11 protein-coding genes and 1 pseudogene are annotated in these 13,376 nt (G+C 63.8%); 9 read left to right on the plus strand and 3 right to left on the minus strand.

The features are described from left to right. Nucleotides 1-14 precede the first annotated feature (14 nt). Entirely contained in the window at nucleotides 15-1,943 is a 1,929-nt protein-coding gene (locus tag BDD18_RS17255; protein ID WP_142084663.1) for a PhoX family protein, read from the minus strand. A 330-nt stretch (nucleotides 1,944-2,273) separates the two neighbouring features. Between BDD18_RS17255 and BDD18_RS17260 the strand changes: the two genes are divergently transcribed. Then, nucleotides 2,274-3,803: a diguanylate cyclase domain-containing protein gene (locus BDD18_RS17260; RefSeq protein ID WP_170207421.1), complete on the plus strand. Its 1,530-nt coding sequence runs from the start codon at nucleotides 2,274-2,276 to the stop codon at nucleotides 3,801-3,803. Nucleotides 3,804-3,842: 39 nt separating this feature from the next. Here the strand turns inward: BDD18_RS17260 and tnpA are convergent, their stop codons facing one another. After that, a complete protein-coding gene (tnpA, locus tag BDD18_RS17265; protein ID WP_026437438.1) occupies nucleotides 3,843-4,274 on the minus strand; it encodes an IS200/IS605 family transposase in 432 nt (143 codons plus the stop codon). 139 nt (nucleotides 4,275-4,413) lie between these two features. Here tnpA and BDD18_RS22975 point away from each other — a divergent pair. From BDD18_RS22975 to BDD18_RS17295, 7 genes and pseudogenes are all read left to right on the plus strand, one after another. Further along, a pseudogene (locus tag BDD18_RS22975) lies at nucleotides 4,414-4,971 on the plus strand (EAL domain-containing protein); the annotation flags it as partial. Beyond that, nucleotides 4,957-5,916, plus strand: a complete 960-nt coding sequence (locus BDD18_RS22980; protein ID WP_276491075.1) for a response regulator — start codon at nucleotides 4,957-4,959, stop codon at nucleotides 5,914-5,916. The pseudogene BDD18_RS22975 and the gene BDD18_RS22980, both read left to right, overlap by 15 nt. Before the next feature lie 56 nt (nucleotides 5,917-5,972). After that, the gene (locus BDD18_RS17275) at nucleotides 5,973-6,185 is read left to right on the plus strand and encodes a hypothetical protein (protein ID WP_142084669.1); all 213 of its coding nucleotides are present in this window, start codon (nucleotides 5,973-5,975) and stop codon (nucleotides 6,183-6,185) included. Beyond that, nucleotides 6,182-7,060 (plus strand): HDOD domain-containing protein, encoded by an 879-nt coding sequence (locus tag BDD18_RS17280; protein WP_142084671.1) that lies wholly within the window; start codon nucleotides 6,182-6,184, stop codon nucleotides 7,058-7,060. The genes BDD18_RS17275 and BDD18_RS17280 overlap by 4 nt, the downstream gene beginning before the upstream one ends. Continuing rightward, nucleotides 7,057-8,019: an ATP-binding protein gene (locus BDD18_RS17285; RefSeq protein WP_142084674.1), complete on the plus strand. Its 963-nt coding sequence runs from the start codon at nucleotides 7,057-7,059 to the stop codon at nucleotides 8,017-8,019. Before BDD18_RS17280 ends, BDD18_RS17285 begins: the two co-directional genes overlap by 4 nt. Nucleotides 8,020-8,073: 54 nt before the next feature. Further along, nucleotides 8,074-9,417, plus strand: a complete 1,344-nt coding sequence (gene nosR / locus BDD18_RS17290; protein ID WP_142084676.1) for a response regulator c-di-GMP phosphodiesterase, NosR family — start codon at nucleotides 8,074-8,076, stop codon at nucleotides 9,415-9,417. Nucleotides 9,418-9,460: 43 nt separating this feature from the next. After that, entirely contained in the window at nucleotides 9,461-11,215 is a 1,755-nt protein-coding gene (locus BDD18_RS17295; protein WP_142084679.1) for a phosphoethanolamine transferase, read from the plus strand. 11 nt (nucleotides 11,216-11,226) lie between these two features. Here BDD18_RS17295 and BDD18_RS17300 read toward each other — a convergent pair whose 3' ends face one another. Beyond that, complete coding sequence (locus BDD18_RS17300; protein WP_066695511.1) at nucleotides 11,227-12,126, minus strand: LysR family transcriptional regulator; 900 nt, start codon at nucleotides 12,124-12,126, stop codon at nucleotides 11,227-11,229. Between the two features lie 95 nt (nucleotides 12,127-12,221). Between BDD18_RS17300 and BDD18_RS17305 the strand changes: the two genes are divergently transcribed. Next, nucleotides 12,222-13,289 (plus strand): sodium-dependent bicarbonate transport family permease, encoded by a 1,068-nt coding sequence (locus BDD18_RS17305; protein WP_066695513.1) that lies wholly within the window; start codon nucleotides 12,222-12,224, stop codon nucleotides 13,287-13,289. Nucleotides 13,290-13,376: the final 87 nt, after the last annotated feature.

Raw genomic sequence — 13,376 nt, forward strand, 5'->3', positions numbered from 1 at the left:
GCGCCCAGTGCGGGTCAGGTGCCCACCACGCCGCCGTCTGCCTTGCGGATGACCACCGTAGCCGAGCGGGGACGGCCGTTGGCCTTCTTCTCGGGCCAGTTGGACACGGCACGGGGGTTCTCGGGGTCGGACAGCTCGTTGGCGGGCTCACCGGGGTGCTGGATGTTGACGAACATGGTCTTGCCGTCCGGCGTGGTGGTCACGCCGGTGACCTCGCAGCCTGCGGGGCCGACGAGGAAGCGCCGCACTTCGCCCGTGTTCACATCGGCAGCCACCATCATGTTGTTGCCAAAGTTCTTCAGGTCGCCCTTGCCCATGGCCGACGTGGACATGTCGCACTGGATCCACAGCACACCGCGGCCGTCCACCCACAGGCCATCGGGGCACGAGAACATGTCGCCCTTGATGTTGCCCTTGGCCTCGGCGCGCTCCAGCGATGGATCACCCGCCATGACGAAGTGGTTCCAGGCAAAGGTCTGGCCGCTGAAGTCGCCATCTTCCTTCCAGCGAATGATGTTGCCTTGTGTGTTGTTGGCACGGGGGTTGGCCGCATCCACCGCAGGCTGGTTGGCGCCGCCGCGGTTGCTGTTGTTGGTCAGCGTGGTGTAGACCCAGCCTTGCTTGTCCACGGCAATCCACTCGGGACGGTCCATCTTGGTGGCGCCCAGCAGGTCGCTGGCCTGGCGGGCCTTGATCAGCACTTCGCCCTGGTCGGCAAAGCCGTTGGCGGCTGTGAGCGGGCCTTCGCCATGCGTCAGCGCAATCCAGCGGCCCTTGCCGTCGGCGTTGAACTGTGCCACGTACAGCGTGCCATGGTCCAGCAGCGTGGCGTTGGCCGCGGCACCGCCGGGCTTGATGGCATCACGGCTCACGAACTTGTAGATGTACTCAAAGCGTGCGTCTTCGCCCATGTAGACCACAGCCCGGTTGTCACGCGTGACGGCCACCGTGGCGCCTTCGTGCGCACCCCGGCCCATGGCCGTGCGCTTGACGGGGGTGGAGCTGGGGTTGTTGGGGTCGATCTCGACGATCCAGCCGAAGCGGTTGGGCTCGTTGGGGTTCTTGGTGGCATCAAACCGCGCGTCAAACTCATGCCAGCGGTAGCCAGAGCCGCCCTTCTTCAGGCCCCAGCGCTTTTCGTGGGCGCTGAGTGTGTCGCCACCGCTGAAGTAGTTGATGAAGTTTTCTTCAGACGTGAGGTACGTGCCCCAGGGCGTGATGCCGCTGGCGCAGTTGTTGAGGGTGCCGAGCACCGAGCGCCCTTGCGGGTCGGCCGCGGTTTTCATGAGCGCGTGACCTGCGGCGGGGCCGCTGACCAGGGTGGGCGTGTTGGCAGTGATGCGGCGTGCCCAGGGCGAGGGTGTCACCACCTCCCACTTGCCGTTCTTTTCCTGCACTTCGCAGATCGACACGCCGTGGGCTGCCTGCGACTTGCGCACCTTCTCCAGGCTCCAGTTGGCTGCACCGTCAGGGAACAGCAGACCGTGGTCCACATACTCGTGGTTCATGGCCAGCAAGCCCACCTTGGAGCCTTCTTGCGCAAAGTAGTGGATGCCGTCGTGGTGCATGCCAAACTGGGTTGCCTGCTGGGCGGCGCTGTTGCTGGCGTCGTCCTTGAACGCAGCGTTTTCACCAGACATGCCCACCGGGTCACCCCAGGGTGCGATCACCTGCACGGTGTAGCCCTCGGGCACCGTCACCGTGTCGGCCGTGGAAAGAGCCACGCTCTTGAAGCCCAGCAGGGGGCCAGCACCAGAGCCAGGGGTGGCACAACCCACCAGCGCAGCCGCACCGGCCACCGTGCTCAGCGGCGCCAGAAAATTGCCGGCCAACGCGCCCAAACCGCCACGCAACAAGGTGCGGCGCGAAGGGGCTGACACCTCATGGATGCTGGGGTTGGAAGAACGGTTGCTGTCTTCCATCAGGGAGAAATCTTTTGCCATCGTGCTTACTTGGTTGTGACTGCGCTGCCGGGGGTCGGCAGCACGCGCGGCATTTGTAGGCGCGGCGTATGACCAAGGCATGACAGGCACGCAGAAGATCATCTCCCGCGCGGCACTCGGTCAGCGACTTGCACACGCTGATCTGCCGTAGAGCGCGCGGACAAGGTCGATGCTTCTTGATATCAAAAATTGATACATTTATCAAATAACCATTTATTTGATAGATATGCTTGAAATTTAGCAAATTCGTCACATAATGTAACCATGCGCACCGCTGGTGCACGGGTTCCAGCGACAGCCACCAGCAGACGCAGGCACCGGAAAGATTGCATGACGACGACCTCTTCTTTGTCGACAGAAACTTCCCCCACGCCAGGCGGCGCCACCGCCGAGGTGTGCGCGTCTGTCGATGAACTCAAACAACGGATCTTCGACGCGACGCCCATGGGGCTTTGCCTGCTGATCCGTGCCCAGCCCGTGCTCATCAACGCGCGCTTCGCTGAGCTGCTCGGGGCAGCCCCTGAAGACGCCTTGCGCCCTGCCACCTGGCTGCAGCAACAGTGGCCAGAGCTGTGGCCGCAACTGCTCGGCATAGGCCGCGGCCAACGGCATGTGAGCTGTGCCACTGCCTCGGGCCGCATCTTCAATGGGCGTGCCTATGCGCGGGTGCTGCCCGCACTGGCCGAAGGGGCCGAACTGATCACCGTGGTGGACGAACCCCAGCGCGCGCAAATTGCTTTTTCTTCGCACTGGCGTGCCCGCATGCTGGAGCAGACGGAGACCATGGGCCGCAGCGGCTCGGCAGAAATCGACCTGGACCAAGGCAAGGCCGTGCTGTCCAAGGGCCTGTATGCGCTGCTGGGGCTGCCCTTTCACCCCAAAGCTGTGCCCAGCTGGCGCCTGCTGCAGCGGCTGCCCGCGAAAGAGCGCGGCTATGCGGCCTCGATATGGCAAGGCGCACTGCCCGACGAGCCGTTCGAGTTCCAGCACCGGCTGGTCTGTAGCGATGGCAAGCGGCTTGAAGTGCTGCAGCGTGGCATGGTCGAAACCGACGGCTCTGGCCGCCGCCATGGCTACGTCATCATCCAGGACATCACCGCCCAGCGTGAAGCCGAGCAGCGCATCCAGGAGCTGGCCAACCACGACGAAGTCACGGGCCTGGCCAACCGCACGCAACTGCTCGACCGCATTGATGCCGCCGTGCACGCTGCCAAGTGGGACCCGCAACCGTTTTTGCTGCTCTCCATCCAGGTCGATCAGGTGGACCAGCTCAAGCAGGCCATGGGCTATGGCGCGGGTGATGCCATGGCCATGGCCGTGGCATCACGCCTTTGCACGCTGACCGAGCCCAGCGACATCGTGGCGCGCCTGGACGGCGGTGAATTTGCAATTTTGCTGAGCCCCGAAAGCAGCGCGCTCGACCCCCAAGGCTACCGCCACGCCCGCGCGGTAGTGGAGGCCATGTCCAAGCCCGAGCGCCTGGGCGCGGCCGAAATTGTTCCTGGCGGGCGCGTGGGTGTGGCGCGCTTTCCGGCCGATGCACAAACCGCCAGCGAACTGCTGGAAGCCGCCCAAACGGCACGCATGGGCATTCCAGCCACCGGTGAGCAGGTCGCGATCTTCACCCCCGAAACCCGGGCTGCAGCGTTGCGCAAACTGGCCGTCGAATCGGGCCTGCGACATGCCGCAGAACGCGGTGAACTGAGCCTTTCCTACCAACTGCAGGCCGACCTGACCACCGGCGAGATTGCCGGCGCGCAGGTCATCATGAACTGGACGAGCCAGACAGTAACCATCCCCCGGCAAAGCCGGGGGCATTCGGGATGTGAGCCGCTCAAAGCGGCTGTAAGGGGTCGCTAACGCGGCCCCTCATTCTTGGGGCCACCTATCGGTGGCTACTCACCTCCATAGACCGAGTTGGTCCAACCTCTCGTCTTCCTTCTCCTGGTTTCGGATGTACTCCCGTATCACCGCTTCGTCGCGTCCCACCGTCGAGACGAAGTACCCTCGCGCCCAGAAGTGCTGACCCACGAAGTTGCGCTTTCGCTCTCCGTACACCCGCGCAAGGTGGATTGCGCTCTTGCCTTTGATAAAGCCCACCACCTGCGACACCGAGTACTTCGGTGGGATCGACAGCATCATGTGCACGTGATCGGGCATCAGATGCCCCTCTTCAACCCTGCATTCCTTTTGCGCGGCCAACTTTCTGAATACCTCACCCAGGTGTTCGCGTAGCTGCTTGTACAGCGTTCGCCTTCGACACTTGGGGATGAAGACCACGTGATATTTGCAATCCCAGGCCGTGTGACTCAAACTTTCATACTTGTCCATCGTGTTTCTTCCTTTCGTTTGCTTGGCGGCTCACGATTGAAAGTCTCTACGGTGGACAACCTCCTGAAAAGTCAAACTTCTACTGCCTCCCCGGCAGAGCCGGGGGGCCTCCTTTTGGTAGCTAGGCAGTGTTCCAGGCCATGAGTTTGTGCCGATTGCCACGCAAACCGGCCTGATCGTCATGCTGGGCGACTGGAAACGCGAAGCGATTTGCCAGCAATTGCGTGCCTGGGAGCAGGCGGGCGTGCGTGTACCGCGCCTGTGTCTGCGCATCTCGCAACTGGAGCTGCAGCAGCCCGACATGGTGGACAAGCTGCGCCAAAGCCTTCTGGCCAACGGCCTTCAAGCGCAAGCGCTCGGCATCGAGATCAGCGAGCAGGCGCTGTTCAATGCATCGCCCGAACTGGTGCAGACCTTGAACCAGCTGCGCGGGCTGGGGCTGGAGATTTCGCTGGGCGATTTTGGCGCGGGCGCCACCAACCTGGGCCTGCTGCGCACCCTGCCGGTGGATGTGATCAAGGTGCACCGCTCATGCGTGCCCGATGTGACAGCAGCCACCGGTGATGTCTCGCTCACCCGGGCCATCATCAACATGGCGCACAGCCTGCAGATGAAGGTCATGGCAGACGGTGTGGAAACCACGGGCCAGCTCACGCTGCTGATTGCCAATGGCTGTGACCGCATGCAGGGCCCGGTGCTCTCGCCACCCGTGGACGCCAATGCACTCGTACAACTGCTGGCCAGCAAGATCACGTTGCCCGCCCACCTGCTCACTCGCCGACGTGAACGCACCTTGCTACTGGTGGACGATGAGCCCAACATCGTCTCGGCGCTGCGGCGCCTGTTCCGCCGCGAGGGCTACCGCATCGTCACCGCCAGCAGCGGAGCCGAAGGGCTGCAGCGCATGGCCGAATACGAAGTGGACGTGGTGCTGTCAGACCAGCGCATGCCCGGCATGACCGGCGTTGAATTTTTACGCCGCGCCAAAGAGCTGTACCCCGACACCGTGCGCATGGTGCTCTCTGGCTACACCGAGCTACAGTCGATCACCGACGCCGTCAACGAAGGCGCCATCTACCGCTTTCTGACCAAGCCGTGGGATGACGAACGGCTGCTCGTGCATGTGCGCGAGGCCTTTGCCCACAAGGAGCTGGGCGACGAAAACAAGCGCCTGGCCACCGAAGTCGTCACGGCCAGCGAGGCACTGGTCGCAGCCAACGAACGGCTGGAGATGGTGCTGAACAACCGGCAGCAGCAAATCGACCAGGAATCCGCCCGCGCCAACGCCGTGCGCGACATGCTCGACCTGGTGCCCGCGCCGTTGCTAGGGGTGGACCCCGACGGAGTGATTGTGCTGGCCAACCAGGAGGCCCAGCGCGTTCTGGGCCACCGGATTGCCGTGCTGGGTGAACCTGCCGAGGCCGTACTGCAGCAGCCCCTGCCGCCCATGGCGAGAGAATTGCCTGCAACCACAGACCTGCGCGACCCAGACGCCTGCCAGCCGCCCCTGCTCTGGCAAGGGCCCCACTGGAGCGGCAAGGTGCGCGTTCTGAATGCCACGCCGCCGCGTGGCCTGATGGTGGTGTTGACGGAGCACCATAGCCCAGCACAGCCACAGCCCGACAATGAAACGCCCTGTTAAGACGCGAAAGACGCGAGCGCGAACACGGCACCGATCAAAAACACCAGCCCTTGTCCATGGCCTCCCATTTCGACCCCACAACGCCGGATGCACCCAGCGGCACCACGCCTGAAGCCGCGTCACCCGCAACGCAAGCACTCCCTGCCGCCGAGGCCCTGGACCCTGCTGCACAACGGCTGCGCCACCTGTTCCGCCGCCTGGATGCCGAAGGCCAGACCCATGTGCTGAAGAAAGCGCTTTTCGAATACCGCGGAATTGAGCTGCCATGAAAATCCCGCCACCCCGTCTCTTGAAGCTTGATCGCGAAGCCCTCGCACGCGATGTGCGCGCGCTGCCCTCTCTGCCCACTGTGGTGCAGGAGCTGATGATGTTGGTGCAGAAAAATGAGGTGCAGCTGGACACCATCACCAACACGCTGAGCCTGGACCAGGCTTTGTCGGTCAAAGTGCTGCATCTGGCGAACTCTCCGTTCTACGGGTTGTCCGGCCGGGTGCGTTCCATTCGTGATGCGATCAATATTTTGGGAATGCGCCAGCTCAGCAGTCTGGTCATCGCCGCGGCGCTGACGCTGCAGTTCGAAAAGCTGCACGGCCAGTCCTTGCACATGAATGCGTTCTGGCGGCATTCGATTGGCTGCGCCACCGCAGCCCGCCAACTGGCCAAACGCACGGGCCTGGATGAGCAAGCAGCTTTCACCGCAGGCCTGCTGCACGACGTGGGCCGACTGGTGGTAGACAGCCACCATCCCTTGGAAGCCGCGCAGGCCATTGCCTGGGCAGAGGCCAGTGACACGCCCCACTGCGATGCTGAGTACATGCTGCTGGGTATTGACCACACAGAACTGGGGTCCTGGGTGTGCCGCCACTGGCGGTTTACCAGCGATGTGACCGATGCCATCGCAGGCCACCACCACCCACCGCCTTCGGGCGCGCTGACGCTGATTGACATCGTTCACGTGGCCGACGCCATCACCCACGCATTGGACCTGGCCGATGCCCCCAACGAGGCCGTGCCTGGAATCAGCTCTGCAGCCTGGGCACGGCTGGGCCTGCAAGAGCGCGAACTACCGGCGCTGCTGGCCAGCATTGAAAGCGAATTCCACGATTTGTATGCCGTGCTGAAGCCCGCCAAGGAGGCCCCATGACCCACAACGGACTATCCCCCCTGCCCCAGGATTTGACGCTGGCCGAGATGTCAGACGTGCAGATCCGCGCCATCGTGGGCGAGCTGATCAAAACCAACCGGGACTTGAAGGAGGTGAACTCCAAGCTGTCTGATGCACAGAGCAAGCTCATCCAGTCGGAAAAGCTGGCCTCCATCGGGCAGTTGGCAGCAGGTGTGGCACATGAGATCAACAACCCCATCGGCTTCATCTTCTCGAACTTCGGCACCCTGGAGCAGTACCTGGAAGACCTCTTCCAGATGCTGGACGCCTACGAGCAGGCCGAGGCGAGCGTGAGCGACAGCGCAGCACTGGCACGCATCCGCAGCCTCAAGGCAGATCTGGACATTGACTACCTGAAAGAGGACATTCCCAACCTGATGCGCGAGTCGCGCGACGGCATCCAGCGCGTGCGCAAAATCGTGCAGGACCTGAAAGATTTTTCACGCGTGGATGCACGCCAGGAGTGGGAAAGCGTGGACCTGCACGCGGGTATCGACTCCACACTCAACATCGTCAACAACGAGATCAAGTACAAGGCCGACGTGGTCAAGCACTACGGGGCGCTGCCCGAAGTGCAGTGCCTGCCCTCGGAGCTGAACCAGGTGTTCATGAACCTGCTGGTCAACGCAGCCCATGCCATCACGGCAGAACGCGGCACCATCACCATCAGCACCGGAGTCGATGGCCCCAACGTGTGGGTGGAGGTGGCCGACACTGGCGCAGGCATTGCACAAGAAAACCTGAAGCGTATTTTTGACCCCTTCTTCACAACCAAGCCGGTGGGCAAAGGCACGGGCCTCGGCCTGTCGCTGTCTTACGGTATCGTGCAAAAGCACAGTGGGCGCATGGAAGTGCACAGCGAACTGGGAGTGGGCACCCGTTTCAGGGTCACGCTGCCCATCAAGCACGAAGAAGCAGCCACCCAGCCAGCCGCTTGACGGCGGGCCAGTGCCTTTGCCAGTACCGCCCAGCCCCGTACCCTTTTTGCAGCCATGGACACCGACAACACCCCACTGATCCCCGCCGAGGCTGCGGCGCCAGCGCACAGCCAGCCGCCCGCCCCGCCGGCCGAGCCCTGGTCCGTGCTGTGCGTGGACGATGAGCCCAGCATCTTGTCGGCCCTCAAGCGCGTGCTGCGGGCCGAAGACTGCAAGGTGCTACAAGCGGGCAGCGGCGCGGAAGCCATTGCCGTGCTGGAGCAACACCCAGTGGACGTGGTGGTGAGCGACATGCGCATGCCGGGCATGGACGGCGCCGCCCTGCTGGCCCAGGTGCGAGCCCGCTGGCCCGCCACCGCGCGCATTCTGCTCACGGGGTATGCCGACATGAAGGCCACGGTTGCGGCCATCAACGAAGGGCAGATTTACCGCTACATCCACAAGCCCTGGGACGAGACCGAACTGCGGCTGACCGTGCGCCAGGCGGCCGAGCGCAGGCAGCTGGAGCGTGAACGCGACCGCCTGCAAGCCCTGACGAGCGCGCAGAACGAAGAGCTGAAAGCCCTGAACACCGGGCTGGAGCAGCGGGTGCAAGAGCGCACCAGCGAGCTGCGCCAGGCCAACGACCAACTGCGGCGCAACTACCTCACCAGCATCAAGATCTTTTCCAGCGTGATGGAACTGCGCAGCGGCGTGCTGGCCGGGCATGGCAAGCGCTGCGCCAACCTGGCACGCAAGGTGGCGGTGACCATGGGCCTGCCCGAAGACGAAGTGCAGGACATTTTCGTGGCCGGGCTGCTGCACGACATGGGCTTCATGGCCTTGCCGGACTCCATCATGAGCAAGCCCGTGGGCAAGCTCACCCCGGAAGAACTGGCCAGCTACCAGCGCCACCCGGTGCTGGGCGCGCAGGCCTTCATGGCGCTGGACGACCACCAGACCGTGGCCACATTGATCCGCACCCACCACGAGCGCTTTGACGGCACCGGCTACCCGGACCAACTCCAGGGCACGCAGATTCCGCGGGGCGCGCGCATCCTGGCGGTGGTGGATACGTACGACGACATGACGCACGGGCACCTCACCGGCGCGTCGCTCACGGAAGCGGAAGCGCGCACCATCTTGCAGCGCGGGCGCGGCACGCAATTCGACCCCGAGGTGGTGGACGTCTTCCTGCACATCACGCAAGAGGTCAAGCCCAAGCCCGTGCGCATCGAGCCCGTCAGCACCGACCATCTCAAGCCCGGCATGGTGCTGGGCAAGGATCTGCTTTCGAAAGAAGGGGTGATGCTGCTGTCTGCCGGGCATGTGCTCAGCGCAGACATGATCAGCCGCATTCGCAAATACGCGATGGCCGAAGGATTGAACCTGGCGCTGGACATTCGCATGCCGGGGTAGTTTCTTAATGTGGGGTTAAGTGGCGGTTTCAACAATCGTCCGCATGCCCCTCATCCTGCAACGGCTGCTGCCGCGCGCCCCATTTTTTGGTGCTTCCCACGCCTCTTCCACATCACAGCCCTCGGCGCAGGGTTTGCACCCCGCCTGGGTCGTGCTGTGGATCAGTGTCTGGATGGCCGTGGTGTGCAATGTGCCGCTGTGGCGAGAAGTGCTCCACCTGCCCGGTAACACCGGCGTTCGCGGCTGGGCTTTCCTGGCGGCCTTCATGGTGCTGGTCACTGCGGGCAACGCCGCCTTGCTGAGCCTGCTGGCCTGGCGCTGGACGCTCAAGCCCGCAGCTGGCCTGCTGGTGCTGATGGCGGCCTTTGGCGCCTATTTCATGCTGGCCTACGGTATTGCGATTGACGCCAGCATGCTCACCAACGTGCTGCAAACCGATGTGAAGGAAGCGGGCGACCTGCTGAACTGGCAACTGCCGCTGACCGTCGGCGCCCTGGCCGTGCCACCAGTGGCGTGGCTGGTTCGCCAACCCGTGCGCGCGGTGGCACCGCTGCGGCACACGCTGCACAACGCGGGGCTTTTCGTCGCCGCCGTGCTGGTGGCCGTGGGTGCGGTGTTGCTGGTGTTCCAGGACTTTGCCTCCACCATGCGCAACCACACCCAGCTGCGCTACCTGATCAATCCCCTCAACACCGTCTATGCGCTGGGCAACATTGCCACCAAACCGCTGCGCATGGACACGCGCACCATCCTGCCCGTGGGGCGCGATGCCCAACTGGGTGCCAGCTACGCAGGCCAGTCCAAACCACCGCTGCTGGTGCTGGTGCTGGGCGAAACCGGCCGCGCGGGCAACTTTGGCATCAACGGCTACGAACGCAACACCACCCCGCTGCTGGCGGCCCGGCCAGACCTCATCAGCGCTGGCAACGCCTGGGCTTGCGGCACCAGCACGGCGGCCTCGGTGCCGTGCATGTTCTCGCACCTGGGCCGCAATGGCTACGAGGCGCGCCGCGCCAACTTCGAAGGCTTGATGGACGTGCTGCAGCACGCAGGCCTGGCCGTTTTGTGGGTGGACAACCAATCGGGCTGCAAGGGCACTTGCGACCGCATTCCCAACGCCAACACCTCAGCCCAGAAAGACCCCGAACTGTGCCCCACTGGCAGCGACTGCCTGGACAACATCATGCTCAAGGGCCTGGACCAGCGCCTGGCAGACCTGCCCGCAGAGCAGCGCCAGCGCGGCACTGTGGTGGTGCTGCACCAGATGGGCAGCCACGGCCCCGCTTACTCCAAGCGTTCAGCCCCAGAGCGCAAGAAGTTCCTGCCCGAATGCACATCCAACGCGCTGCAGGAATGCGACCGCCAGCAGGTGGTGAACGCCTACGACAACAGCATCGTGGAAACCGACCACTTTCTGGATTCAGTGCTCAACTGGCTTGGAAAGCAATCCAATCAAGCGCAACCAGCTATGATTTATGTAGCAGACCATGGCGAATCGCTGGGTGAGAACAACATCTACCTGCACGGCCTACCCTACTCCATTGCACCTGACGTGCAAAAGCATGTGCCATGGATCACCTGGCTCTCGCCCGCCATGCAGTCGCGCACGGGCACGGCCACACCCTGCCTGCAAAAAGAACTGGCCCAGCAGCGCATCACGCACGACAACTACTTCCACTCGGTGCTGGGCTTGATGGATGTGAAGACGGGCGCGTACCAGCCCGAGCTGGACATCTTCAGCGCCTGCCGCAAGACCGTGGCCGCCAAGCAGGCGGCCCCCGCGCCAGCCAAGAGCTGAGCGGCCGCCCGTCAGCGGCCCTGCATCCACACCGCGGCCTGGGCGATCAGGTGGCCGCGAAACACCTCGGCAATGGGCGACAGCCGCTTGCCCTTGGGCCACACCAGGTGCCACTGCGACTGGATGGGAAAGCCCTGCACGTTCAGGATGGCCAGACCATCCCAATGCGGCCCCAGCGCATGCCGGGACACGATGGACACGCCCAGTTGCCCTTCTACCGATTCCTTGATCGCCTCGTTGCTGCCCAGCTCCAGCACGGCACTGGGCGTAAAGCCCAGCTGGCGCAAATGTGCATCGGTAGCCATGCGGGTGCCTGAACCTTTCTCGCGCAAGATGAACCGCTCGCCCTGCAACTGCGCCAGCGTCACCCGTTTCCTGGCGGCCAGCCGGTGGCCTGCGGCGGCGATGACCACGAGCGGGTTGGGCATGAGGATCTGGTCCTCCAGCGGCAAATCCCCCGGGGGCATGGACATCACGTAGAGATCGTCCTGGTTGGCGCGCAGGCGGGTGATGACATGGTCGCGGTTGAGCACTTCCAGCGAAATGTCGATTTGCGGGTGCAGCTTGCAAAAGCTGCCCAGCAAACGGGGCACAAAGTATTTGGCGGTGCTCACCACCGCCACCTTGAGCCGGCCGCTGGTCAGGCCCTTGGCGCTCGAAATACTTTGCTCAAACGCATCCCACTCCCCGGCAATGGCGCGCGCCGTGCGGGCCAGGGCCTGCCCGGCCTCGGTCAGGTACACGCGGCGCGACACCACTTCGTACAGCGGCACGCCCACGGCCTGCGTCACCTCGCGCAGCTGCATCGAGGCCGTGGGCTGGGTCACGTGCATGACCTTGGCGGCGGCGCTCACGCTGCCGGTTTCAGCCAGCGCCAGGAACAGTCGCAATTGGCGAAAGGTGATGTTCATAGATTTTTATCTATAGATAACCGCATTCGAATCGATTTTACTTTGCGCTCTGCTGTCTCTAGCATCCACCCCAGTCATCCCTTTGGAGTAGAAAAATGCAAAGTTTGCTGGACCCTGCGGTCCTTTTTTTTGCGCTGGGCGTGTTTGCGGGCCTGGTGCGGTCGAACCTGGAAATGCCTGCGGCCATCTCGAAGTTCTTGTCGATTTACCTGCTGATGGCACTGGGCCTGAAGGGCGGCTTTGCGCTGGCTGCCTCGGGATTCACCGCCAGCGTGGCTAGCAGCCTGGGGCTGGCGGTGCTGCTGGCCGTGGTGGTGCCCCTGATGGGTTACGCGCTGCTGCGGCGAATGCTGTCGGGCTTCAACGCCGCGGCGGTGGCAGCCACCTATGGCTCGGTCAGCGCGGTGACGTTTGTGACGGCGACGCAGTATCTCGAATCGCAATCCGTGCCCTATGGCGGCTACATGGCCGCCGCCATGGCGCTGATGGAGTCGCCCGCCATCATCCTGGCCGTGATGCTGGCCAACGCACTGCGCCAGCGGCAGGGGGTGCCCGCCACCCATGCAGCGCAGATGGTGGCCATGTCCCCCTCCGGTGCAGCCACCCTGCCCAGCCCGGGCAGCCTGGGTGCCTCAGGCTCAGCCACTGCGGGCAAGGCTGGGCCGCATCTGTCGGTGGGCAAGATCCTGCATGAATCCCTCACCGACGGCACCCAACTGCTGTTGCTGGGCGCCATGGTCATCGGCCTGGTCACGGGCGATGCGGGCAAGGCTGCCATGCAGCCGTTTTCGGGCGACCTGTTCAAGGGCATGCTCTGCCTGTTTCTGCTGGACATGGGCCTTTCCACAGCGCGCAACCTGCCTGCCGTGCGCAAGCAGTCGCCGTGGCTGCTGGCCTATGCCGTGCTGGGGCCGCTGGTGCACGCCGGGCTGGCCCTGGCCCTGGCGTGGCTGGCCCGGGTGCCCGCAGGCGACGCGGCGCTGCTGATGGTGCTGGCTGCCAGCGCGTCTTACATCGCCGTGCCCGCCGTGGTGCGTTACGCCATTCCTGAGGCAGACCCTTCGCTGTACGTCAGCCTGTCGCTGGGGGTGACGTTTCCGCTCAACATCCTGGTGGGCATTCCGCTGTACACGCAGGTGGTGTTGCGCCTGTGGGGTGGTTGAGCATGGGGCAGCCGAGCAGTTTGCCCGGCGGCTTTCGTGGAGAGGCGGACTGAGGCAACCTGTACCGCTATCAATTAAATAGCTGTT

Source organism: Acidovorax temperans, assembly GCF_006716905.1.
Taxonomy (GTDB): domain Bacteria; phylum Pseudomonadota; class Gammaproteobacteria; order Burkholderiales; family Burkholderiaceae_C; genus Acidovorax; species Acidovorax temperans.

What these genes read in the sequence shown, in the direction of transcription:
- tnpA (WP_026437438.1), bottom strand. Translation starts at nt 4,274, where the DNA reads ATGGACAAGTATGAAAGTTTGAGTCACACGGCCTGGGATTGCAAATAT.
- BDD18_RS17260 (WP_170207421.1), top strand. Translation starts at nt 2,274, where the DNA reads ATGACGACGACCTCTTCTTTGTCGACAGAAACTTCCCCCACGCCAGGC.
- BDD18_RS17285 (WP_142084674.1), top strand. Translation starts at nt 7,057, where the DNA reads ATGACCCACAACGGACTATCCCCCCTGCCCCAGGATTTGACGCTGGCC.
- BDD18_RS17255 (WP_142084663.1), bottom strand. Translation starts at nt 1,943, where the DNA reads ATGGCAAAAGATTTCTCCCTGATGGAAGACAGCAACCGTTCTTCCAAC.
- BDD18_RS22980 (WP_276491075.1), top strand. Translation starts at nt 4,957, where the DNA reads ATGCAGGGCCCGGTGCTCTCGCCACCCGTGGACGCCAATGCACTCGTA.
- BDD18_RS17300 (WP_066695511.1), bottom strand. Translation starts at nt 12,126, where the DNA reads ATGAACATCACCTTTCGCCAATTGCGACTGTTCCTGGCGCTGGCTGAA.
- BDD18_RS17280 (WP_142084671.1), top strand. Translation starts at nt 6,182, where the DNA reads ATGAAAATCCCGCCACCCCGTCTCTTGAAGCTTGATCGCGAAGCCCTC.
- BDD18_RS17305 (WP_066695513.1), top strand. Translation starts at nt 12,222, where the DNA reads ATGCAAAGTTTGCTGGACCCTGCGGTCCTTTTTTTTGCGCTGGGCGTG.
- BDD18_RS17275 (WP_142084669.1), top strand. Translation starts at nt 5,973, where the DNA reads ATGGCCTCCCATTTCGACCCCACAACGCCGGATGCACCCAGCGGCACC.
- BDD18_RS17295 (WP_142084679.1), top strand. Translation starts at nt 9,461, where the DNA reads ATGCCCCTCATCCTGCAACGGCTGCTGCCGCGCGCCCCATTTTTTGGT.
- nosR (WP_142084676.1), top strand. Translation starts at nt 8,074, where the DNA reads ATGGACACCGACAACACCCCACTGATCCCCGCCGAGGCTGCGGCGCCA.